Origin of the sequence: Cellulomonas gilvus ATCC 13127, assembly GCF_000218545.1 — a bacterium.
Lineage (GTDB): Bacteria > Actinomycetota > Actinomycetes > Actinomycetales > Cellulomonadaceae > Cellulomonas > Cellulomonas gilvus.
In genome coordinates this window covers 982,042-1,004,577 of sequence record NC_015671.1, presented here as the reverse complement: position 1 = coordinate 1,004,577, position 22,536 = coordinate 982,042, and the positions used below count along the sequence as shown (strand labels likewise).

At 74.4% G+C, this 22,536-nt stretch carries 17 protein-coding genes; 5 read left to right on the top strand and 12 right to left on the bottom strand.

Translation table 11 applies throughout. The features are described from left to right. Nucleotides 1-5 precede the first annotated feature (5 nt). The 7 genes from CELGI_RS04670 to CELGI_RS04640 form a co-directional block, all read right to left on the bottom strand. Entirely contained in the window at nucleotides 6-2,009 is a 2,004-nt protein-coding gene (locus CELGI_RS04670) for an acyltransferase family protein (protein WP_245528173.1), read from the bottom strand. A 121-nt stretch (nucleotides 2,010-2,130) separates the two neighbouring features. Further along, on the bottom strand, nucleotides 2,131-4,641 hold the full coding sequence (gene pcrA, locus CELGI_RS04665; protein ID WP_013882955.1) for a DNA helicase PcrA: 2,511 nt from the start codon (nucleotides 4,639-4,641) through the stop codon (nucleotides 2,131-2,133). Between the two features lie 60 nt (nucleotides 4,642-4,701). Beyond that, on the bottom strand, nucleotides 4,702-5,184 hold the full coding sequence (locus tag CELGI_RS04660) for a DUF456 domain-containing protein (protein ID WP_013882954.1): 483 nt from the start codon (nucleotides 5,182-5,184) through the stop codon (nucleotides 4,702-4,704). A gap of 34 nt (nucleotides 5,185-5,218) precedes the next feature. After that, on the bottom strand, nucleotides 5,219-6,796 hold the full coding sequence (locus CELGI_RS04655) for a methyl-accepting chemotaxis protein (protein ID WP_013882953.1): 1,578 nt from the start codon (nucleotides 6,794-6,796) through the stop codon (nucleotides 5,219-5,221). A 96-nt stretch (nucleotides 6,797-6,892) separates the two neighbouring features. Then, a complete protein-coding gene (locus CELGI_RS04650) occupies nucleotides 6,893-7,240 on the bottom strand; it encodes a hypothetical protein (protein ID WP_013882952.1) in 348 nt (115 codons plus the stop codon). A 56-nt stretch (nucleotides 7,241-7,296) separates the two neighbouring features. Then, complete coding sequence (locus tag CELGI_RS04645) at nucleotides 7,297-7,977, bottom strand: LuxR C-terminal-related transcriptional regulator (RefSeq protein WP_013882951.1); 681 nt, start codon at nucleotides 7,975-7,977, stop codon at nucleotides 7,297-7,299. Continuing rightward, on the bottom strand, nucleotides 7,974-9,305 hold the full coding sequence (locus CELGI_RS04640; RefSeq protein WP_013882950.1) for an ATP-binding protein: 1,332 nt from the start codon (nucleotides 9,303-9,305) through the stop codon (nucleotides 7,974-7,976). Before CELGI_RS04640 ends, CELGI_RS04645 begins: the two co-directional genes overlap by 4 nt. 179 nt (nucleotides 9,306-9,484) lie before the next feature. Here CELGI_RS04640 and CELGI_RS04635 point away from each other — a divergent pair, with 179 nt between their 5' ends. Both CELGI_RS04635 and CELGI_RS16310 read left to right on the top strand, forming a co-directional pair. Beyond that, entirely contained in the window at nucleotides 9,485-11,182 is a 1,698-nt protein-coding gene (locus CELGI_RS04635) for a PspC domain-containing protein (protein ID WP_013882949.1), read from the top strand. After that, nucleotides 11,179-11,763, top strand: a complete 585-nt coding sequence (locus CELGI_RS16310; protein WP_013882948.1) for a hypothetical protein — start codon at nucleotides 11,179-11,181, stop codon at nucleotides 11,761-11,763. The genes CELGI_RS04635 and CELGI_RS16310 overlap by 4 nt, the downstream gene beginning before the upstream one ends. A gap of 68 nt (nucleotides 11,764-11,831) precedes the next feature. Here CELGI_RS16310 and CELGI_RS04625 read toward each other — a convergent pair whose 3' ends face one another. The 3 genes from CELGI_RS04625 to guaA form a co-directional block, all read right to left on the bottom strand. Further along, on the bottom strand, nucleotides 11,832-12,443 hold the full coding sequence (locus tag CELGI_RS04625; RefSeq protein WP_013882947.1) for a hypothetical protein: 612 nt from the start codon (nucleotides 12,441-12,443) through the stop codon (nucleotides 11,832-11,834). Between the two features lie 183 nt (nucleotides 12,444-12,626). Next, the gene (locus CELGI_RS04620; protein ID WP_013882946.1) at nucleotides 12,627-13,031 is read right to left on the bottom strand and encodes a DUF3817 domain-containing protein; all 405 of its coding nucleotides are present in this window, start codon (nucleotides 13,029-13,031) and stop codon (nucleotides 12,627-12,629) included. A 7-nt stretch (nucleotides 13,032-13,038) separates the two neighbouring features. After that, the gene (gene guaA / locus CELGI_RS04615) at nucleotides 13,039-14,625 is read right to left on the bottom strand and encodes a glutamine-hydrolyzing GMP synthase (RefSeq protein WP_013882945.1); all 1,587 of its coding nucleotides are present in this window, start codon (nucleotides 14,623-14,625) and stop codon (nucleotides 13,039-13,041) included. A gap of 103 nt (nucleotides 14,626-14,728) precedes the next feature. Between guaA and CELGI_RS04610 the strand changes: the two genes are divergently transcribed. Together CELGI_RS04610 and CELGI_RS04605 are read left to right on the top strand one after the other, a co-directional pair. Continuing rightward, complete coding sequence (locus CELGI_RS04610) at nucleotides 14,729-16,576, top strand: ABC transporter transmembrane domain-containing protein (RefSeq protein ID WP_013882944.1); 1,848 nt, start codon at nucleotides 14,729-14,731, stop codon at nucleotides 16,574-16,576. Continuing rightward, on the top strand, nucleotides 16,573-18,309 hold the full coding sequence (locus CELGI_RS04605) for an ABC transporter ATP-binding protein (protein ID WP_013882943.1): 1,737 nt from the start codon (nucleotides 16,573-16,575) through the stop codon (nucleotides 18,307-18,309). The genes CELGI_RS04610 and CELGI_RS04605 overlap by 4 nt, the downstream gene beginning before the upstream one ends. A gap of 42 nt (nucleotides 18,310-18,351) precedes the next feature. On the opposite strand, the gene CELGI_RS16305 is transcribed toward CELGI_RS04605, so the two are convergent. Next, entirely contained in the window at nucleotides 18,352-18,825 is a 474-nt protein-coding gene (locus CELGI_RS16305) for a hypothetical protein (RefSeq protein WP_049785516.1), read from the bottom strand. A gap of 2 nt (nucleotides 18,826-18,827) precedes the next feature. Beyond that, nucleotides 18,828-19,721 (bottom strand): SURF1 family protein, encoded by an 894-nt coding sequence (locus CELGI_RS04595; RefSeq protein WP_245528172.1) that lies wholly within the window; start codon nucleotides 19,719-19,721, stop codon nucleotides 18,828-18,830. A 311-nt stretch (nucleotides 19,722-20,032) separates the two neighbouring features. Between CELGI_RS04595 and CELGI_RS04590 the strand changes: the two genes are divergently transcribed. Continuing rightward, nucleotides 20,033-22,510, top strand: coding sequence for a phosphoketolase family protein (locus CELGI_RS04590; protein ID WP_013882940.1), 2,478 nt, complete (start codon nucleotides 20,033-20,035; stop codon nucleotides 22,508-22,510). Nucleotides 22,511-22,536 lie beyond the last annotated feature (26 nt).

Here is a 22,536-nt window from a genome sequence, read left to right as displayed (position 1 = left end):
CCGGCTCACGCGCCGTGCAGGTCCTCGAGGGTCGCGCGCAGCAGGTCGGCGTACGCCACGACGCCCTTCATGTTCGGGTGGGTCTTGTCCGCGTGCAGCAGTCCCGGGTGCTCGGCGACGTAAGCGTTCCAGTCGACCACGTGCACGTTGGGACGGTCCGCGACCAGCTCACGCATGCGCGCGTTCGCGTCGTCGACCCAGTAGCTGTAGCCGACGACCGTGTACAGCACCACCTGCCGGTCCGGGCCGATGCGGTCGAGCGTCGTGGTGAACGCCTTCTCGGAGCCCTCGAACTGGAACCCGCCGTTCGTGCCGAAGTGCAGCAGCACCACGGGGCGGAGCCGGCCCTCCTTCTCGGCGCGTGCCACCAGCGCGGGTGCGTCGAGCCACTTGCGGATCGGCTTGGCGTCGATCGCGATCTGCGACAGCTCGTCGAACAGCGTGGGCGCGGCCGCCGAGAGCACCGAGTCCCCGAACCCGATGACGTCCGACCCGTCGAGCGGCGCCGCGGGCGCGCCCGACGGCGGCGCCGACGCCCCGGCGGAGGGCTTCGACGTCGTCGGGGCGGTGGGCTCGGTGCCGTGCGTCGGGCTCGGCGCGGACCCGCGCTCCTCGATCTCGCGCTGCGCGGCCTCGACGGCCCGCTGGGTCGAGGTCTGGTCGGGCGCCGTGGCGACGCATGCCGCGGCGGTGAGCACCAGCAGGGCCGTCGCGCCCGCGGCGACGCGCGCACCGGGTACCCGCGCGACCGCGTCCCGGACGCGCCGCGCGACCGCGCGGAACCCGTCACGCCGGATCGGGGTCTCGACGAACCGGTGGCTGAGCGCCGCGAACGCGAACGTCACGAGCAGGGCCACGAGCGGCGCGCGCCACCACAGCGGCGAACCGGGCGCGTCGCCGAACACGGCCGCGACCACCAGGATCACGGGCCAGTGCCACAGGTAGAGCCCGTACGACCGCTCCCCCACCCAGACGACCGCGGGCAGGTCGAGCACGCGCATGAGCCCGCGGGGCTGCCGGGACGCGCACCCGATCACCGCCGCCAGCGCGGCCACCGATGCGAGGGCGATGCCGCCGCGGTAGGCGAAGGTGCCCTCGGCGCGCAGCGTGCCCATGAGGACCGCGAGCACCGCCAGCCCGCCGACGGGGACCCACTGCACCGCCCGGGTGGCGGCGCTCGTCGGCGCTCCCGCGGCCGGCCGGCCGGCCGACGACGGCGTGTCGGCGTGCGCCCCGCCGCGCTCGAGCGGCCGGGCGCCGCCGGCCCACGCGATCGCGAACGCCGCACCGGCCAGCAGGCCGAACGCGTGCGTGAACGTGCCGTAGTACACGCGTGTGGGGTCGGCACCCGGCGTGTGCAGCACCGCCATCAGCACGGCCGACACGACCGCCGCCGCACCCACCACGACCGCGACGAGCCGCGCACCCGCGCGCGCGTGCAGCGCCGCGGCGCCGAGCAGCAGCCCGGCGAGCAGCAGGGGCCACAGCACGTAGAACTGCTCCTCGATCGCGAGCGACCAGAACGGCTGGAACAGCTCGGGCGCGGTCGCGTCGAAGTAGCTCGAGCCCGCGGCGATCTCGAGCCAGTTGGTGGAGAACGTCACGGCACCCACCACCTGCCGGCCGATCCCGACGAGCAGGTCGGGCTCGGTCAGACGCGCGGCGACGATCGACACCACCACCACGACCAGGAGCGCGGGGACCAGGCGGCGCGCACGGCGCACCCAGAACGCGGGCATGTCGAGCCGCCCGGTGGTGGTCATCTCCCGCAGCAGCAGCGTCGTGATGAGGAACCCGCTGACCACGAAGAACACGTCGACGCCCAGGTAGCCCCCGGGCAGCGCGTCGGGCCACAGGTGGTAGGCGATCACCGCGAGCACCGCGATCGCGCGCAGCCCGTCCAGGCCGTGGATGCGGGGGTGCCGCGCGGGCTCGCGCACGGGGCGCGGCGGCTCGGGGGCTCGTCCGGCGCGGTCGTCGGTCGTCGTCTGCTGGGTCGTGGATGTCACGCGCACCTCGTTCCTCGGATCGAGTGCTCCGGCCACCGTAGGTGATCCCGGGGCGACGTCGGGAGGGACACTCCGGCCGTCCGCGATCCCGGCGAACCGGGCACCGCGGCTGCGCGAGAGGTCAGAGCTTGGTCACCGGCGAGAACCGGAGCAGGAGGCGCTTGGTCCCCTCGGTCCCGAAGTCCACCTTGACGACCGCGTTGTGCCCGCCGCCCTCGAGCGCGACGACCGTGCCCAGGCCGTACGCGTCGTGCGTGACGCGGTCGCCGACCTCGAGCGACGGGATCGCGGTGTCCGGGCGGGGCGTGGCCGAGCCGAACGTCGCCCCGGTCGCGGGCAGGGCGGGACGCGGCTCTCGCCGCGGAGCGCCGGACGGGGCCTGGCCACCGCCGCGCCCACCGGACCCGTACCCGCCGCCCCCGCGCGACGAACCGAACCCCGATCCCCAGCCGCCGCGCAGCTGCGAGGTCGACGACTCGCGCCGGCGCCAGTCGATGAGCTCGTCGGGCAGGTCGCCCAGGAACCGGCTCGGCGGGAACTCGTTGGGCACGCCCCACGCGGTGCGGATCGCGGCACGCGAGATGTACAGGCGCTCGCGCGCGCGGGTCAGGCCCACGTAGGCGAGGCGACGCTCCTCCGCGAGCTGGTCGGGGTCGGACAGCGACCGCATGTGCGGGAACGTGCCGTCCTCCATGCCCGTGAGGAACACCACGGGGAACTCCAGCCCCTTCGCGGTGTGCAGCGTCATGAGCGTCACGACGCCCGGCTCGGGCCCGCTCGGCTGCTCGTCGCCGCCGTCCGCCGCCGGGATCTGGTCGGAGTCCGCCACGAGCGAGACGCGCTCGAGGAAGTCCGCGAGGTCGCCGTCGGGGTCGCTCTGCTCGAACTCCGTGGCCACGGCGTGCAGCTCGGCGAGGTTCTCGACGCGGGAGGCGTCCTGCGGGTCCTCGCTCGCGCGCAGCTCGGCCAGGTAGCCCGAACGGTCGAGCACCGCGCCCAGCACCTCGGCCGGGCCCGCGGCGGCCGCGAGCGTGCGCAGGTCCGCCATCATCTCGGCGAACGCCGACAGCCCCGTGATCGCCCGCCCGCCGAGCCCCGGCACCTCGTCCAGCCGCCCGAGCGCGGCCCCGAACGAGATGCGCTCGCGCTCCGCGAACGAGGCCACCATCGCCTCGGACCGCTCGCCGAGCCCGCGCTTGGGCACGTTGAGGATGCGGCGCAGGTTGACGTCGTCGTCCGGGTTGGCGATCGCGCGCAGGTAGGCGACCGCGTCCTTGATCTCCTTGCGCTCGTAGAACCGCGTGCCGCCGACGAGCTTGTAGGGCAGCCCGACGCGCACGAGCGCGTCCTCGATCACGCGGGACTGCGCGTTGGCGCGGTAGAACACCGCGACGTCGCCGGGCCGCACGCCCGCGGTGTCCCCGAGCCGGTCGATCTCCTCGACCAGGAACCGCGCCTCCTCGCGCTCGTCGTCCGCGACGTACGCGACGATCTGCGCACCGGCGCCCGAGTCGGTCCACAGCCGCTTGGGCTTGCGCCCCGGGTTCTTGCTGATGACGGCGTTGGCCGCGGACAGGATGGTCTGCGTCGACCGGTAGTTCTGCTCCAGCAGGATCGTGCGCGCGTCCGGGTAGTCGGCCTCGAACTCGAGGATGTTGCGGATGTTGGCGCCGCGGAACGCGTAGATCGACTGGTCCGCGTCACCGACCACCGTGAGCTCACCGCGGGCGAGCTCCTCGCCCGACGCGCTGGTCCCCGTGCCCACGAGCTCGCGCACCAGCACGTACTGCGCGTGGTTGGTGTCCTGGTACTCGTCGACGAGCACGTGCCGGAAGCGTCGACGGTAGTGCTCGGCGACCGCGGGGAACGCCTGCAGCAGGTGCACGGTCGTCATGATGAGGTCGTCGAAGTCGAGCGCGTGCGCCTGCCGCAGCCGGGCCTGGTACCGCGTGTAGACCTGCGCGAGCGCGGCGTCGAAGTCGTTCGCCGCTCCCCCGCCGGACGTCGAGGCGAACGTCTCCGGGTCGACGAGCTCGTCCTTGAGCGCCGAGATCTTGTGCGCGAGCGCCTTGGCCGGGTACTTCTTCGGGTCCAGGTCCAGCTCGCGCGCGACGAGCGTCAGCAGGCGCTGCGAGTCCGCGGCGTCGTAGATCGAGAAGCTCGAGCGCAGCCCGAGCGTCTGCGCCTCGCGCCGCAGGATGCGCACGCACGCCGAGTGGAACGTCGAGACCCACATGCGCCCCGCGGCCGGCCCGACCTGGGCCGCGACGCGCTCGCGCATCTCCGCGGCGGCCTTGTTGGTGAACGTGATGGCCAGGATCTCGCCCGCGCGTGCGCGGCGCGTGGCCAGCAGGTGCGCGATGCGGTTGGTGAGCACGCGCGTCTTGCCCGATCCCGCGCCGGCCACGATGAGCAGCGGCCCGCCGTGGTGCAGCACCGCCTCGCGCTGCTGCGGGTTCAGCCCCTCGAGCAGTGCGGCCGCCCGCTCCTCGCGGACCGCGGCGTCGTGCTCGGCCCGCGCGTCGTCGTCGGACCGCGGCGGCATCACGAGCGGCAGCCCGGACGGGTCGCCGGCGTGCGAACGCGTACCGGTGGAGGCGGGCAGGGCGAGGTGATCGAAGAGCGACGTCATGGCCCGCCCAGCCTAGGCGCCGCCACCGACACCCGAGGCACCCGCGCGGCACCCGGTGGACTACGCGACGGCGAGCCCGATCGCCCATGCGACCACGCACACGAGCGCCCCCGCGAGCTCGACCAGGATGGTCAGGCCCGTGGCCTGCAGCGCCGCGACCGTCGCGCGCCAGGCCGGCCGCGGCTCGCGCACGCGGACCCACTCGGCCAGGTACGTGCCGCCGATGAAGCCGACGAACAGCCCGACCACGGGGATCACGAAGAACCCGACCACACCCGCGATGCCACCCCACACGAGCGTGCTCGACGGCACGCCGCCGCGCTTGAGGTGACGGCCCGCGAGCAGGTACTTGCCCACCGCGGCGGCCGCGGTCGCGAGCACGGACACGACCACGACCGTCCAGCCGGTCACGCCACCCGTGACCACGCCCCACACGACCACGGCGCCGAGCACCAGCAGCGCACCGGGCAGCACCTGCACGACGACACCGAACAGCCCGACGATCACCACGAGCCCGACGACGACCTCACCCACGCCATTCACGCGGCGACCCTAGCCGCCTGCGCACCCGCAGGCGTCACACCGCGAGCGCGCCGACCGTCTCCCGCAGGCGGTGCGACGTCGCGCCGAGCTCACGGGCTGCGGTGCGGATCGTCTCGATCTCGCCCGACGTGCGCGCGGTCGCGGCGCCGACCTCGTCGAGCACCGACGCGACGCGACGGCCACCCTCGGCCACCTCGGCCACGGCCGCGGCCATCGCCGACGTCGTCGCCGTCTGCTCCTCCACGGCACCCGCGATGGTGGTCTGGAAGTCGTTGATCTGCGCGATGACCTGGGTGATCTGGCCGATCTCGTCGGCCGCGCGGGCCACCGCGTCCTGGATCGACTCGACGCGGGCCGCGATGTCACCGGTCGCGCGCGCGGTCTCCGACGCGAGCTCCTTGACCTCACCCGCCACGACCGCGAACCCCTTGCCGGCCTCGCCCGCGCGCGCCGCCTCGATGGTCGCGTTGAGCGCGAGCAGGTTGGTCTGCTCGGCGATCGAGGTGATGACCTTGACCACGGAGCCGATCTGGGCCGAGGAGTCGCCGAGCGTCGCCACGGTCCGGTTGGTGCGCTCGGCCGCGTCGACCGCCTGCGCGGCGATCCGCGCGACCTCGGCCGCGTTGCGCGCGATCTCCCCGATCGACGCACCCATCTGGTGCGTCCCCGTCGCCACGGTGTCGATCCCCTCGCTCACCGACCGCGCGGACGTGCCCGCGTCGACCGTGCGCTCGGCGGCGGCACCTGCGGCCTCGCCGAGCTCGTCGCCGGCCGCGACGAGCCGCTGCGCGGCCTCCAGGAGCTGGTGCGAGGCGTCGTCGACCCCGGAGGCGACGGTCGCGGACCGGTCGAGCGCGCCGTTGAGCGCGATCGCCAGGCGGTCCAGCTCGGTGCGCCCCGTGCCGACCGGCAGACGGGCGCCCGCGTCACCGTCGCTGAGCGCACGCGTGGCGCCCACGACCGGCTGGACCACGGAGCGCGCCACGACGAAGCCGAGCAGCGCGACGACCGCGAGCACCAGCACGCCCGCGAGCACGATGCCGCGCGCGTCGACCATCGCGGCGCCGCGCACGTCGTCGACGTACACGCCCGAGCCCAGGACCCAGCCCCACGGCTCGTAGCCCGCGACGTAGGACACCTTGGGCTGCGGCGTGTCCGCGCCCGGCTTGGGCCACTGGTACTCGACGAAGCCCGCACCCTGCGTGCGCACCACGTCGACGAACTCGACGAAGATCTTGGTCCCGTCCGGGTCGACCTGGCCGTCGAGCGCGGTCCCGTCGAGCTCGGGCTTGATCGGGTGCATGACCATCGTCGGGGTCATGTCGTTGATCCAGAAGTACTCGTCGCCGTCGTACCGCATGCCGGCGACCGTGGCGACGGCCGCCTGCTGCGCGGCCTCCTGCGTGAGCTCGCCGGACGCGGCGAGCTCTCCGTAGTGCTCGACGACACCCATGGCCGTCTCCACCACCGCCTGCGTGGCGGCACGCCGCTCGGTCATGATGCGGGACTCGGTCCGCACCACCGCGAGGACCGTCAGGAGCGCGAGCCCCACGGCGGTGAGCACCACGAGGGCGGCGAGCTTCTGAGCGATCGAGAACGAGGACAGGCGCATGGTCGCACTCCGGGGCCGAGAGTCTGGTGCCCGCCCTCATCGGCAGCGACGGCCTGGGACTGAGGTCCTAGGCCGTCGCACGTGTGCGGAGGTCGGTCAGTGCCAGAGCACCGCGACCGCGACGTTGGCCGCGGTCAGCCCGGCGATCCCCGCGAGGTAGCCGGTGGTGACCTTCTCGGGGCGCCGCTGGCCGACGACGACGAGCGCGGTCACGACGAGCGCGACGGTCAGCTTGACCGCGATCTTCGCCATGTCCGGGTCGCGCAGGTCGTCGGACATCTCGGCGACGCCGACGATGAGGATGCCCGTGACGAGCGCGGTCAGCGCGCCGTGCAGCACACCCACGGCGATCTTGGGCGTGCGCAGGTGGGTCAGGGTGCCGCCCAGCACGATGGCCCAGCCGATCAGGTGCAGCACGACGAGGATGTTCTTCAGCAGCTCCATGGCGCCAGCCTACGGGAGCCGCAGGCGCCAAGATGACACGGCGTCAGAAACGTAGATCACAGGAGGCGGCGTGCGGCCGCCCACCGCGTGAGCTCGTGCCGGCTCGAGAGCTGGAGCTTGCGGAGCACCGCGGACACGTGCGTCTCGACCGTCTTGATCGAGATGAACAGCTCGGACGCGACCTCGCGGTACGTGAACCCGCGCGCGATGAGGCGCATGACCTCACGCTCGCGCGCCGAGAGCCGGTCGAGCTCGTCGTCGCCCGTCGCGACGTCACCGGCGGCCGCGCCGAACGCGTCGAGCACGAAGCCCGCGAGCCGCGGCGAGAACACCGCGTCGCCGTCGGCGACGCGCCGCACGGCGTCGCTCAGGCCCGGTCCGTCGATCGCCTTGGTCACGTACCCGCGCGCGCCCGCCCGGATGACCGCGACGACGTCCTCGGCCGCGTCGGACACCGACAGCGCCAGGAACCGCGTGCCCGGCACGTCGGCGCACGCGCGGATCACCTCGGCGCCGCCGCCGCCCTCGCCTCCGGGCAGGTGCACGTCGAGCAGGACCACCGGCGGGTGCAGCAGGTGCACCGCGGCGACGGCCTCGTCGACGCTCGCGGCCTCGCCCACGACGTTGACCCGCTCGTCGAGCGACGCGCGCACGCCCGTGCGGAACAGGTGGTGGTCGTCGACGAGCACCACGTCCACGGCTCCCCCGGTCGCGGGGCTCACGTCATGCTCGGTCACAGCGCCTCCTCGGGCGTCGTCGCGGTCACGCCCTGCGGCGCCCCCGCGGTGGTCTCGCGCAGCGGCATCGCCAGGTGCACCTCGGTGCCCTGACCCGCGCGGCTGGTCACGGTCGCCGTGCCGCCACGCCGGCGCACGCGGCCCATGATCGACTCCCGGACGCCGAACCGGTCGGGGCTGATGGCCTCGGGGTCGAACCCGTCGCCGCGGTCCTTGACGAACACCTCGACCTCGCGCGGGCCCACCTCGAGGTACAGCGACACGGGCGGTCGCCCGTGCACCACCGCGTTGACCAGCGCCTCGCGCGTGGCCTGCAGCAGCGCCGCGGTGTCCTCGTCGGGCACGCGGTCGCCCACGACGACCGCGTCCACGGCCACCGGCTCACCACCCGGCCCGGAGCGCGAGTCCTCGACCTCGGCGACCACGTCGCGCAGCGCCGCGGCCAACGACGTGCCCGGCGCGGGCCGGTCGTCGTACAGCCACTCGCGCAGCTCACGCTCCTGCGCACGCGCCATGCGCGCGACCTCGCCCGGGTCGTCGGACCGTGCCCGGATGAGCGCGAGCGTCTGCAGCACCGAGTCGTGCAGGTGCGCCGCGATGTCGGCGCGCTCCGACTCGCGCGCGCGGGCCGCGCGCTCGTCCCCGAGCTCGCGCCACAGCCGCAGCCACCACGGCGCGAGCACCAGCGCGACACCCGCGAGCACCGCGAACGACGCGATGACGGACTGCACCAGGGTCGCGGCGTCCACGCCAGGCCCCGTCGCCTCGCCGACCAGCAGCAGCACACCCACCCCGGCCAGGACGACGCCACCGAGCAGCCGCAGCACCGAGACGGGCGTCCGCCCGCCGGCCCGCCCGCGCCACCGACCGCGCGCGACCTCGTCGAGCTGGCTCCACGCGAGCGCGACACCCGTGAGCAGCACCAGCACCGGCAGCAGCCAGCCGGCCTCGAGCCGGTCGGCCCGCACCGCCACGAGCACCACCGCGACCGCGACCAGCAGCACGCCCACCGCGATGTCGGTGACCGGCAGGCGCCGCGCGGGCTCGTCGTCGCCCGCGCCGCCCTGCGGACGACGCGCGAGGCGGGACAACGTGCTCGGGCGCGCCGCGGCCGCGGCGTCCCACGGGTCGCCGGACGGCACCACGAGCCACCAGAACGCGTACAGCAGCGCGCCGACGCCGCCGAACGGTGCGAGCAGGACGAACGCGAGACGGACCGGCCCCACGGGCAGCCCCAGGTGCGCGGCGATCCCCGCCGCGACCCCCGCGAACCAGCGGTCGCGCTCGGGACGGCGCAACGGCGGACGCGGGCGCGCGGCGGGCAGCATGCTGTCCGCTCGGGCTTCCACACGGGCATCGTCACACGTCGCGGGCCTGCCACGGGCCGCCGGCCGCCCCCGGAGCGGCAGGACCAGGGTGACGACCAGGGGTCGGGGCGGGCGATTCAGGGTCCGCTCAGGGGGGCACCCGATGGTCGCCGGTGCCGGGCAGCGGCCACGATCGTCGTATGGACCAGCACGTTCCACCCACTCCCGACGAGCAGCGCCCCGACCCGGCGGCGGCCGGGCCGACCCCGGCGCAGGACCAGCCGGCCGGCACGCCCGACAGCACGCCCGACAGCACGACGAGCGCGGTGCCCCCCGGCACCGAGGTGCCGCCCCAGGGGCCTGCGGCACCCGGCCCGGGCGACCAGCCCGGCAGCGCACCCGGCGGTCCGGGCGGCGGGCAGGGTGGCGGGCTGTTCGGTGCCGTCCGGCGCCTGGGCGTGCAGCGCTCCGACGACCGGTGGATCGGCGGCGTGTGCGCGGGTGTCGCCGAGCGCTGGGGTGTCGACCCGATCGTCGTGCGCGGCCTGCTCGCCGCGACGCTCCTGCTCGGCGGGGTCGGCGCGGTCGCGTACGGCATCGCGTGGGCGCTGCTGCCCGAGCGCCGCGACGGGCGCATCCACCTGGAGGAGATGGTCGCGGGCCGGTTCGACGTCGCGATCGTCGGCGCCGCGCTCGTCGCGGTCCTCGGTGCGGCGCGCGGCGGCGACCTGTGGTGGTCGTTCTGGGGCCCCGGCCCCGGCTGGGCGCAGGACGTGGCCAACGGGTTCTCCGGTGTGCTGTGGCTCGGCTTCGTGGTGGCCGTGGTGATCGGCATCGCGAGCGCCGCGTCGCGCAGCGGTCGCACGTCGTCCGGCGCGCCTCGTCCGACGAGCCCCTACCCCGCCCCGCCGCACGCGGGCTCCGGCCCGGCCCCGGCGCGCCCCGGCACGCCCTACGCGACCACGCCGTCCACCCCCGCCCCGTACAGCCCGACGCCGTACGCCCCGACGCCCTACGCCCGGACGGCTTACCCCCCGACCTCGTACGCGCCGCCCCAGCCGGCCGCGCACCAGCCGGGCTCGTACGCGGCGACCTCGCCGTACCGGTCGAGCCCGTACGTCTCGGCCCCCGTGGGTGCCGGGACACCGAGTCCCGCCGGCCCCTACGGCCCGGCCGCCGCAGCCGGTCATCCGGCGCCGCGCCCGCAGGCCGGTCCGCCGCCCCGCCCGCCGAAGCCCCGGCGCCGCGGTCCCGGCGCGACGTCCGTCGGCGTGGTCGTCGCGCTCGCGCTGCTGACGCTCGCGGCGCTGCTCGCGACGTCCCGCACCGGGGCGTTCGACGGACCGGTGCTCCTGACGACGCTCGGCGTGACCGCCGTGCTCGCGGGACTCGGCATCGTCGTCGCCGGCCTGCGCGGACGCTCGAGCGGGTCGCTCGGCTTCCTCGCGATCGTCTCGCTCCTCGTCGCGCTGCCCGCGGGTGCCGTCGCCCGGCCCGGGTGGGTGTGGGAGCACGACGGCGCGACGCGGTTCTCCGACTCCGCGGTCGTGGTCACCACGCGGGCGGACGCGGCGGACGGCGTGCGCGTCGGCGCGGGTGACACGACGCTCGACCTCACCGGCGTGCCGCTCTCGGACGATCTGCTCACCGTGCCCGTGTCCGTGGGCGCCGGTCAGCTCGAGATCGTCGTGCCCCGGGACGCCGCGGTCGAGGCCACCGTGCGCCTCGGCCTCGGGAGCGTCGTGTGGGACATCGACGACAGCTACGAGCAGGTCGACGGCCTGGGCGTCGACCGCCGCACGTTCAGCGACGAGGCCTCGAGCGCAGGCCAGCCGCAGATCGACCTCGACCTGTCGGTCGGCGTCGGCAAGATCACGATCGTCCGGGAGGACGCATGAGCACCGCACCGCACGACGACCCCCGCCCCACCGACCCGGGCACCGACGACGGCGAGGTGACGAGGGCCGACGAGGTCGCGGCCGTCGAGACCACGGTCCTCGAGACCCCGGCCCCCGGGACGAGCGACGACCAGACCCAGGTCCTCGACACGACCGACGACCGCACGCAGGTCCTCGAGGCGACCGACGACCGCACCCAGGTCCTCGAGGCGACCGACGGCCGCACCCAGGCCCTCGAGGCGGCCGACGGCGGCACCCAGGTCCCCGGGCCGGCGGTCACCCCCGGGCCGGACCTGACCAAGCGTCCGAGCTCGACGCCCTCCCCGGAACCGGCCGCGGCACCCGCGGCCGCGACCGCCGACGACGAGGCGCGCCCGCCGCGCAGCACGCCCCGCGTGGGCACGGTCGTGTGGGGTCTGGTGCTCGCGGTGCTGGGCCTCGGGGTGCTCGCGTGGGCGGGTGGCTACCGCATCGACGTCGGCCTGGCCACGATCCTGCTGGTGGCGGGCGCCGGTGTGGCGCTGCTCGTCGGCTCGATCGTCTCGGGCGCCCGCAGCCGCCGCACCCAGCAGCGGAGCTGATCCCGGGCACGGACGACGCGAGGGGCGACCGGATCACCGGTCGCCCCTCGCGTACCGCTCCACCCCGGTCAGGCGGGCGGGTCCTCCCGGCGCACCGGCTCCGGGCTCACGACGGGCGCCGCCGCGGGCGGCGCGGTGGCGGGAGCGGCAGCAGGTGCGGCGGGCGCCGTGCTCGCCGGCGCCGCGACGACGGGTGCCGCTGCCGCGGCGGGCGCGACGCGCGCGGGACCGGCGACCGCGACGTCGTCGGCGGCGAGGCGCGAGCCCACGCGGCGCAGCGCGAGCCCGATGATCAGCAGCGAGACGCCCAGGCCGACGACGAGCAGACCCACGCCGAACGCGACGATCGACGTGAACAGCGACGCCCGCAGGAACGACGCGTTCATCATCGTCTCCCGGACCGGGTCCTCACGGTCCAGCTCCGAGTACGTCTTGCCCCCCGAGGCGTCGAGCGCGTGGTGGTTGATGATGTCCGCCTGGACCCACGCCTCCCACGGCGTGTCGACCAGCTGGCCCTGGAACGCGCTCGCGTCGTCGGCCACGGTGATCTTCTCGGCCGCGAGGTTGGTGCTGACCGCGCCCACGGTGACCGCTCCGGCCACGACGAAGATGATGCCCAGGATGATCGTGAGGAGCCCGAGGCCCTTCACCCCACCCGACTTGCCCGTGCTGGTCGCCACGTGGAACCCCTTTCGCTGGTGCCCGGCTGGAGTCGAGCGCGAGAGGGTGACCCGGGCGCGCATCCCCCGATGCCGCGCCCACCTCCCGCCGCGGACCCGTGGCACGTGCGGGCCGCACGTCGACTCTAGCGACGAGGGGCGCGCGCCCCGCGTTCCACCAGCGGCGTCGCGGCGAACGGGTGGTCAGGCGGCGGCGTCGGGCTCCGCCGCGAGCGCGGCCACACGGGCCTGCGCCTGCGCGTGCACGCGGCGCTCGAGCACGAACGACATCACCGGGACCACGCCCGCGAGCGCCATGGTGACGAGCCGGCCCAGGCGCCAGCGCATCGTCGCCCACAGGTCGAACACGGTCACCAGGTAGACCACGTACACCCACCCGTGAGCGAACGGGATCCACTCGAGCCAGCGCATCACGCCGTCGGGCGCGTCGAACGCGTACTTGAGCAGCATCTCCACGCACAGCACCAGCAGGAGCGTGCCGGTCACCCAGGCCATCACGCGGTAGCGGGTGATGCCCCCGCGGGCCTTGCGCACCCACCGCTCGCGCGCGGCCCGGTCCGCCGGCGTGCTCGTCGTCTGCTCCGTCACGGCGTCGTCACTCCCACTCGATCGTGCCCGGCGGCTTGCTCGTCACGTCCAGCACCACGCGGTTCACCTCGGGCACCTCGTTGGTGATGCGCGTCGAGATCGTCGCGAGGACGTCGTACGGCATGCGCGTCCAGTCGGCCGTCATGGCGTCCTCGGAGGAGACCGGGCGCAGCACCACCGGGTGGCCGTACGTCCGGCCGTCGCCCTGCACGCCGACCGAGCGCACGTCCGCGAGCAGCACCACGGGGCACTGCCAGATGTCGCGGTCCAGGCCCGCGCGCGTGAGCTCCTCGCGCGCGATCGCGTCCGCAGCGCGCAGCACGTCGAGGCGCTCGGCGGTCACCTCGCCGATGATCCGGATGCCGAGGCCGGGACCGGGGAACGGCTGCCGCCACACGATCGCCTCGGGCACACCGAGCTCCAGGCCGACCGCGCGCACCTCGTCCTTGAACAGCGTGCGCAACGGCTCGACGAGCTCGAACTGCAGGTCGTCGGGCAGCCCGCCCACGTTGTGGTGGCTCTTGATGTTCGCGGCACCCTCGCCGCCGCCGGACTCGACGACGTCCGGGTACAGCGTGCCCTGGACCAGGAACCGCACGTCCTGACCGGTCTCGCCGGCCTCGGCGACCACCTCACGTGCGGCCGCCTCGAACACGCGGATGAACTCGCGGCCGATGATCTTGCGCTTGGTCTCCGGGTCGGTGTGGCCCGCGAGCGCGTGCAGGAACTGCTCGCGCGCGTCCACGACCTTGAGCCGCACGCCCGTGGACGCCACGAAGTCCTGCTCGACCTGCTGGGCCTCGCCCGAGCGGAGCAGGCCGTGGTCGACGAACACGCACGTCAGCTGGTCCCCGACCGCGCGCTGCACGAGCGCCGCCGCGACCGAGGAGTCGACGCCGCCGGACAGCCCGCACACCACGCGTGCGTCGCCCACCTGGGCCCGGATGCGCTCGACCTGCTCGGCGATGACGTTGCCGGGGTTCCAGTAGGGCCGCAGGCCGGCACCCTCGTAAAGGAAGTTCTCGAGCGCGCGCTGGCCGAGCGGCGAGTGCTTGACCTCGGGGTGCCACTGCACGCCGTACAGGCGGCGCGCGCGGTCCTCGAACGCGGCGACGGGCGACCCCTCGCTCGTCGCGAGCACCTCGAAGCCCTCGGGTGCGGCGTGCACGGCGTCACCGTGGCTCATCCACACGGTCTGGGAGTCCGGGCTGCCCGCGAGCACGGTGCCCGCCTCGCGCACGCTCACCGCCGTGCCGCCGTACTCGCGCACCCCGGTCTGGGCGACCGTCCCGCCGAGCGCCTGCGCCATGGCCTGGAAGCCGTAGCAGATGCCGAGCACGGGCACGCCCGCCTCGAACAGCGCGGGGTCGACGAACGGGGCGCCGGTCGCGTACACCGACGACGGACCGCCGGACAGGATGATCGCGGCCGGGTCCTTCGCGAGCATGTCCGCGACCGAGGCCGTGTGCGGCACGATCTCGGAGTACACGTTCGCCTCGCGCACGCGCCGCGCGATGAGCTGCGCGTACTGGGCGCCGAAGTCGACGACGAGGACCGGGCGGTGAGCGGTCGGCTGCTCAGGCGTCTGGGTCACGCGCCCAGGGTAGTCGGCGCACCGCGTGGTCCGGTGCGCCGTCCGGCGGGCGGGCGAATAACAGATCGAGGAGTGTCGGCACCCGCACGTAGCGTGGCTCGACGTGCGATCCCTCCCCCTGACCGACCCCGGGACCCCGCCGCTGACGGGACCCGTGGCGTACCTGCTCTGGCAGGCGCGACGGCAGTGGGGCATCCTCACGGTCGCCGTGCTGCTCGGCACGCTCATGTTCTCGTGCCAGGCGGCGCTGCCCTTCCTCACCGGCCACGCGATCGACTCGGGCCTCACGCACGGCTTCGGCCGCGACCTGTGGTGGTCGGCGGCGGGCCTGCTCGGCCTCGGCCTGGTCTCCGCCGCCGCGTCCGCGCTGGGGCACCGCTACGACGTCGAGAACTGGCTGCGCGCGTCGTTCGCCGCGTCGCAGCTCGTGGGCCGTCGCGTGTCCCACTCGGGCCACACCATCACGGCGACGCTCCCGACCGGTGAGGTCGTGTCGGCGGTCGCCAACGACGCGCTGCGCATCGGCGAGATCTTCCACACCGCGGCGCGGTTCATCGGCTCGATCGCCGCCTACGGCATCGCGGCGTTCGTGATGCTGCGGACCTCGGTCTCGCTCGGTCTCATCGTGCTGCTCGGACTGCCGACCGTCGCGGTGTGCGTCGCGCTGCTCGTCAAGCCGCTGCAGCGCCGCCAGGCCGCGCAGCGCGAGGCCTCCGGCCGGCTCACGACCCTGGGCTCGGACACCGTCTCGGGGCTGCGGATCCTGCGCGGCATCGGCGGCGAGGGCGTGTTCACCGCGCGCTACCGCGCGCAGTCGCAGCTGGTGCGGCACAAGGGCGAGGCGGTGGCCGTGACGCAGTCGTGGCTCGACGCGCTGCAGGTGCTCCTGCCGGGCGTGTTCGTCACGGTGCTCATCTGGTACGGCGCGCATCTGGCCGTCGCGGGCGAGATCACGCCCGGCCAGCTGGTGCAGGCGTACGGGTTCGCGGCGTTCCTGTCCTGGCCGGTGCAGCAGATGACCTACACGGTGCAGTCCGCCACGCGCGCGCACATCGGCGCGGGCAAGGTGCTGGGCGTGCTGCGCGTGGTCCCCGCTACGGGCGCTCGGCCCGGCACCGCGGACGCGCCGCCCGCCGGCTCGCCGCTGGTCGACGAGACCTCGGGCGCGCGGGTCACCCCGGGCCTGGTCAGCGCGCTGGTCTGCATGGACCCCGACGCCTCGGCGGCGGTCGCCACGCGCATGGCGCGGTTCGACGACGACGCCGAGGCCGCGACGCCCGTCCGGCTGGGCGGCGTGCTGCTGGCCGACCTGGACAAGCAGATCGTCCGCGAGCGCATCGTGCTCGCGGAGGCCACCCCGCAGCTGTTCTCCGGCACGCTCGCGGCCGAGCTCGACGTGCACGGCCCGGGCGACGCCGAGCGGCTGCTGCGCGCGATCGAGCTGGCCGACGCGCGCGACGTCCTGGACTCCGTCCCGGACGGCCTGGCGGGCGAGCTGCCCGAGAAGGGACGCTCGCTGTCCGGCGGGCAGCGTCAGCGCGTCGCGCTGGCCCGGGCGCTGCTGCTCGACCCGGAGATCCTGCTGCTCGTGGAGCCCACGTCCGCGGTGGACGCGCACACCGAGGCGCGCATCGCGGCCCGGCTGGCCGACGAGCGACGCGGCCGCGCGACGCTCGTCGTCACGGCCTCGCCGCTGGTGCTGGACCACGTCGACGAGGTGCAGCTGCTGGTCGACGGCCGCGTCGTGACGCGCGGGACGCACGCCGAGCTCCTCGCGCGCCGCGACGGGCACGGCGAGGCCTACCGCCGCGTGGTCGAGCGGCACCTGGACGACGAGACACCGCCGACGGGCACGCCGCGCGTCCCGGAGGACCCCATCGCCGACGAGGCGTTCGACACCCTGCTGGAGAGCCGGTCCGGCTCGACCGAGACGCGAGGAGGACGGCCGTGAAGCTGCCGATCGCCGACGGCGCGACCGTCCGCGCCTACACCGCACGCCTGCTGCGCGCCCACCGGCGGCCGCTCGCGGCCATCGCGGTGCTGCACACCCTCGCGGCGGTCGCGGGCCTCGCGGGCCCGTGGCTGCTGGGGCGCCTGGTGGACGCCGTCGCGGACGGCACCACCACCGGGTACGTCAACGCCCTGATCGCGACGGGCGCCGCCGCCGTGCTCGCTCAGACGGTGCTGACCCGGTTCGCGCAGCGCAGCTCGATGCTGTTCGGCGAGATGGTCTTCGCCGACCTGCGCGAGGAGTTCATCGAGACGCTCACGTCGCTGCCGTTGTCGACCGTCGAGCGTGCCGGCACGGGTGACCTGGTCGCTCGCACGACCAACGACGTCAACAAGCTGCAGAACGCCGTGCGGTTCGGCGTGCCGCGCGTCATCGTCTCGGTCGTCACGATCCTGCTGACGGTCGTGGCCTGCGTCCTGCTGTCGCCCCTGGTGGCGGTCGCGATGTTCGTCGGCGTGCCGGTCATGCTCGCGGTGGTCCGCTGGTACCTGCGCCGCGCCGCGCCCGCGTACCGGCGCGAGTCCGCGGCGTACGCGACGCTCAACGGCACCATCACCGAGTCCGTCGAGGGCGCGCGCACGGTCGACGCGCTGCGCATGGGCGCGCGTCGTGAGGCGCGCGTCGAGCAGGACCTCGCGGAGGCGTTCGACGCCGAGCGCGTGACGCTGAACCTGCGCACGGTGCTGCTGCCCGGCGTGGACTTCGCGTTCGTCGTGGCCCCGGTGTCGGTCCTGCTGTGGGGCGGCTGGCTGCTCTCGCAGGACCGGGTCTCGCTCGGCGTCGTCGCGACGATCGTGCTGTACACGTACCAGGTGGCGGGTCCCGTGTGGGACCTCATCTTCTGGGTCGACGAGATCCAGGTCGCGGCGACGTCGCTGGCCCGGATCGTGGGCGTGCAGCTGGTCGAGCCGGACCGCGAGGAGCGGCCGGGCGTGCCCGCCGACGAGGACGTGTCCGCACGCGGTCTGCGGTACGCCTACCGCGAGGGCCACGACGTGCTGCACGGCATCGACCTGGACCTGCGTGCGGGTGAGCGGCTCGCGGTCGTCGGGCCCTCGGGTGCGGGCAAGTCGACGCTCGGCCGGATGCTCGCGGGCATCCACCCGCCCACGGGCGGCACGGTGACCGTCGGCGGCGTCCCGCTCGTGGACCTGCCGCTGGCCGAGCTGCACCGGCACGTGTCCCTGGTCACGCAGGAGCACCACGTGTTCGTCGGCTCGGTCGCGGACAACCTGCGGCTCGCGGCACCCGACTCGGACGCCGAGGAGCAGCGTCGCGCGCTCGAGGCGGTCGACGCGTGGGGCTGGGTCGCGGCGCTCCCCGAGGGGCTGGCCACGGAGATCGGCTCGGGCGGGGCGCCGCTCACGCCCGCGCAGGCGCAGCAGATCGCGCTCGCGCGGCTCGTGCTGCTCGACCCGCACACGCTCGTGCTCGACGAGGCGACGTCGCTGCTGGACCCGCGCGCGGCACGGCACCTCGAACGTTCGCTCAACGGCGTGCTCGCGGGGCGCACCGTCGTCGCGATCGCGCACCGGCTGCACACCGCGCACGACGCGGACCGCGTCGCGGTGGTCGACGGCGGCCGCATCACGGAGATCGGCTCGCACGACGAGCTCGTGGCCGCGGGCGGCGACTACGCCGCGCTGTGGCGCTCGTGGCAGCACGAGTCCTGAGCAGGCCGGCGCCGCCCCCGCGACCGCGGGGGCGGCGCGGGCTCACTCGGGCGAGTAGCGCGCCTCGAGCTCGGTGAAGAACGCGTCGGACAGCCGCACGAAGTCGTCGTAGCGCAGCTGGATGTCGTCACCCGGGCGCAGGCCGAGGACGGTCCTGGCGGGGTCGAGCGGCAGCGACGCGTCGGCGAGCATCCGGCCGCCGTTCGTCATGAGCGACCGCGCGATGACCCGGACCTCGTTGAGCGGGTTGCCGTCCGTGCCCTCGACGTCCCGCGGCCGGTCCACGAACCGCATCTCGAGCGAGAGCAGCAGCGCCGCGAAGTAGCTGAGCTCGAGGTCGCCGAGGACGTCCTCGCTCCCCTGCGCGTCGATCCGGGCGTTGTCGAACGCGGCGATGTCGGCACCGATCTGGGCGCGGCAGCCCGCGAGGTAGTCGGCGTCGTACGTGCCCTGCGCGAGCATGCTGTTCTCCTTGGCGTGCGGTGCGCGCGGCCCGGGTCCGGCGCGCAGGTTCATGGTCACCCGGCGGAGGGGCCCGCGACCAGTCCCGGCGACGGCGCGGTCTCCGGGGAGGCCTCGGCGCGCCCGCCGCGCGCCTCGTCGCGGACCATGCGCCACCACAGCAGGACGGCGAACCCGCCGAAGATCCACCACTGCGCGGCGTACGCGAGGTTCTGCAGGTTGAGGCCCTCGCCGGGCGTGCGGGGCGGGTCGAGCAGCGCGAGGCCCGCGGACTGCGCCGGCGCGGAGGACACGACCACCAGGTAGCCGGTGTAGATGGGGCCGCCCCACGCCCCGACGAGCTCCGCCGACGAGATCGCGGTCGCGCGCCCGTCGGCCACGCCGTCACCCGACTGCTCGGACGCCTGCAGGTAGCCGACGACGTCCACGGACCCGGCCGGCGGCACGTCCGCGTCGCCCGGTGCGGCGACCCAGCCGCGCACCACCGGCAGCACCGCGCCGCTCGCGTCCGCCCCGCCCGCGGCCGCGCCGCCCGTGTCCGTCACGCGCAGCGGCGTGAGCACCAGGTAGCCGTCCGCGCCGTCGTGCACGCGGTCGGGCACCAGCACCTGACCGGCCGGCTCGTACCGCCCGGTCAGCGCGACCTTGCGCGCGACGAGCTCGCCGCGGAACGACTCCTGCGGCGCGAGCACGTCCCCGAGCGGCACGGGTGCGGCCGCGGCCAGCTCGGCGTCGTGGCGCTCCTGCGCGGCGTGCCCGCGCACCTCCGCGCGGCCCAGCTGCCACGCGCCGAGCAGGCCGCACACGGTGGCAGCGGCGAGCAGCAGCACCAGCAGCGCGAGCATGCGCGGGCGGACCGCCGCGCGCAGGAGCGTGGTCGGCTCGCGGCCCTCCCGCGGCGCCCACGGGTCCTGCACGGCCGCGGCGTCGTCGGGCGAGGACTGGGGCACGGCCCCACGGTAGTCGCCGCCGCCGGGTGCCGGACGTGACGACCGCCACGCCACGGACCCGCCGTCGGCGTGCCGCAGGGCCGCCGCAGGCCGCCCCGACACGCCCGCGACGGCCTGCGTCGCCAAGATCACACCCGCGCCCCGCAGGCCGGTCAGCACGGGGGCGTGGCTGCGTGGGGAGCGGGTTCGGTGTTGTATGGCAGGTGGCGTCACCGCGCCGTTGGGCCGGACGTCCCACGGTGCGGGCCCGCTGCACGGTTGGCTGGATCCAGGCTCGCGGCGCGGCTGCGGGACGACTTCAGGAGCGATGCATGAGGACGACGACGACGGCGACCGCATGGCAGGCGGGCAGCGGCGCCCCGGTGACCGACGACACCCTCGACCGGATCGACCGGTGGTGGCGTGCCGCGAACTACCTGTCCGTGGGTCAGATCTACCTGCTGGACAACCCGCTGCTGCGTGAGCCGCTGACGCGCGACCACGTCAAGCCCCGCCTGCTGGGCCACTGGGGCACCACCCCGGGCCTGAACTTCCTGTACGCGCACCTCAACCGGGCGATCGCCGAGCGCAGCCAGTCGACCATCTACGTGACCGGTCCGGGTCACGGCGGTCCCGGCCTGGTCGCGAGCGCGTACCTGGACGGCACGTACTCGGAGACCTACTCGGACATCACCGAGGACGAGGAGGGCCTGACGCGCCTGTTCCGTCAGTTCTCGTTCCCGGGCGGCATCCCCAGCCACGTCGCCCCCGAGACGCCGGGCTCGATCCACGAGGGCGGTGAGCTCGGCTACGCGCTGTCGCACGCCTACGGTGCGGCGTTCGACAACCCCGACCTGCTCGTCGCGACCGTCATCGGCGACGGCGAGGCGGAGACGGGGCCGCTGGCCACCAGCTGGCACTCCAACAAGTTCGTCAACCCCGCGCAGGACGGCGTCGTGCTGCCGATCCTGCACCTCAACGGCTACAAGATCGCCAACCCGACCGTCCTGGCGCGCATCAGCGACGACGAGCTCGAGGCGCTCATGGTCGGCTACGGCCACAAGCCGCACGTGTTCGTCGGCGGGTTCGACGCCGACGAGCCCGCGGTCGAGGTGCACCGCCGGTTCGCGACGCTGCTCGACGAGGTGCTCGACGAGATCGCGGAGATCAAGGCGCGCGCGGCGCAGGGCGACCTGAGCCGGCCGATGTGGCCCATGATCGTGTTCCGCACCCCCAAGGGCTGGACCGGTCCGGACGAGATCGACGGCAAGAAGACCACCGGCTCGTGGCGCGCGCACCAGGTGCCGCTCGCGAGCGCGCGGGACACCGAGGCGCACCTGCACGTGCTCGAGCAGTGGCTGCAGTCCTACGGGCCGAGCGAGCTGTTCGACGCGACCGGCCGTGTGGACCCGGAGATCCGGGCGCTGGCGCCGCAGGGCGACCTGCGGATGTCGGACAACCCGCACGCCAACGGCGGCATCCTGCTCAAGGACCTGCGCCTGCCGGACTTCCGCGAGTTCGCGGTCGACGTGCCCAAGCCGGGCGGGTCGATCTCCGAGGCACCGCGCATCCTGGGCAACTACCTCACCGAGGTCGTGCGCCGGAACCCCGACAACTTCCGGATCTTCGGGCCCGACGAGACGGCGTCCAACCGTCTGCAGGCCGTGTACGAGGTCACGGACAAGCAGTGGAACGCCGAGTTCTACGGTGCCGACGTCGACGAGCACATGTCGCGCGCGGGCCGGGTCATGGAGATGCTCTCGGAGCACCAGTGCCAGGGCTGGCTCGAGGGCTACCTGCTGACCGGGCGCCACGGGCTGTTCACCAGCTACGAGGCGTTCATCCACATCGTCGACTCGATGTTCAACCAGCACGCGAAGTGGCTCAAGGTCACCAACGACATCCCGTGGCGCCGGCCGATCGCGAGCCTCAACTACCTGCTGTCGAGCCACGTGTGGCGCCAGGACCACAACGGCTTCAGCCACCAGGACCCCGGCTTCATCGACCACGTGGTCAACAAGAAGGCCGAGGTCGTGCGGGTGTACCTGCCGCCGGACGCCAACACGCTGCTCAGCACGTACCACCACTGCCTGCGCAGCCGGCAGTACGTGAACGTGGTCGTCTCGGGCAAGCAGCCCGCCCCGAACTTCCTCACCATGGAGCAGGCGATCGCGCACTGCACGCGTGGTCTGGGCATCTGGGAGTGGGCCGGCACCGAGGTCGACGGCGAGGAGCCCGACGTGGTGCTCGCCGCCGCGGGTGACGTGCCCACGCTCGAGGTGCTCGCGGCCGCGGACATCCTGCGTCGCGAGGTGCCCGAGCTCAAGGTGCGCGTGATCAACGTCGTCGACCTCATGCGGCTGCAGGACGAGCGGGAGCACCCGCACGGCCTGTCCGACCGCGAGTTCGACGGCCTGTTCACCGCGGACCGTCCGGTGATCTTCGCGTACCACGGCTACCCGTGGCTGATCCACCGCCTCACGTACCGCCGCAACGGGCACAGCAACATCCACGTGCGCGGCTACAAGGAGGAGGGCACCACCACCACGCCGTTCGACATGGTCATGCTGAACGACCTCGACCGGTTCCACCTGGTGATCGACGTCATCGACCGTGTGCCGAGCCTGGGCACGCGTCGGGCCGGACTTCGTCAGAAGATGGTGGACGCACGGCTCGCGGCCCGGCAGTACACCCGCGCACACGGGGACGACCTCCCCGAGGTGCGCGACTGGGTCTGGCCGGACGCGCAGGACCTGGCGGCGACCGAGCAGGTCGACGCCACGGTCACGACCGGCGGAGACAACGAGTAGGACCACGCGAGGGGGCGGGCCGGCAA

What these genes read in the sequence shown, in the direction of transcription:
- pcrA (WP_013882955.1), bottom strand. Translation starts at nt 4,641, where the DNA reads ATGACGTCGCTCTTCGATCACCTCGCCCTGCCCGCCTCCACCGGTACG.
- CELGI_RS04655 (WP_013882953.1), bottom strand. Translation starts at nt 6,796, where the DNA reads ATGCGCCTGTCCTCGTTCTCGATCGCTCAGAAGCTCGCCGCCCTCGTG.
- CELGI_RS04650 (WP_013882952.1), bottom strand. Translation starts at nt 7,240, where the DNA reads ATGGAGCTGCTGAAGAACATCCTCGTCGTGCTGCACCTGATCGGCTGG.
- CELGI_RS04640 (WP_013882950.1), bottom strand. Translation starts at nt 9,305, where the DNA reads ATGCTGCCCGCCGCGCGCCCGCGTCCGCCGTTGCGCCGTCCCGAGCGC.
- CELGI_RS04635 (WP_013882949.1), top strand. Translation starts at nt 9,485, where the DNA reads ATGGACCAGCACGTTCCACCCACTCCCGACGAGCAGCGCCCCGACCCG.
- CELGI_RS16310 (WP_013882948.1), top strand. Translation starts at nt 11,179, where the DNA reads ATGAGCACCGCACCGCACGACGACCCCCGCCCCACCGACCCGGGCACC.
- CELGI_RS16305 (WP_049785516.1), bottom strand. Translation starts at nt 18,825, where the DNA reads ATGAACCTGCGCGCCGGACCCGGGCCGCGCGCACCGCACGCCAAGGAG.
- CELGI_RS04590 (WP_013882940.1), top strand. Translation starts at nt 20,033, where the DNA reads ATGAGGACGACGACGACGGCGACCGCATGGCAGGCGGGCAGCGGCGCC.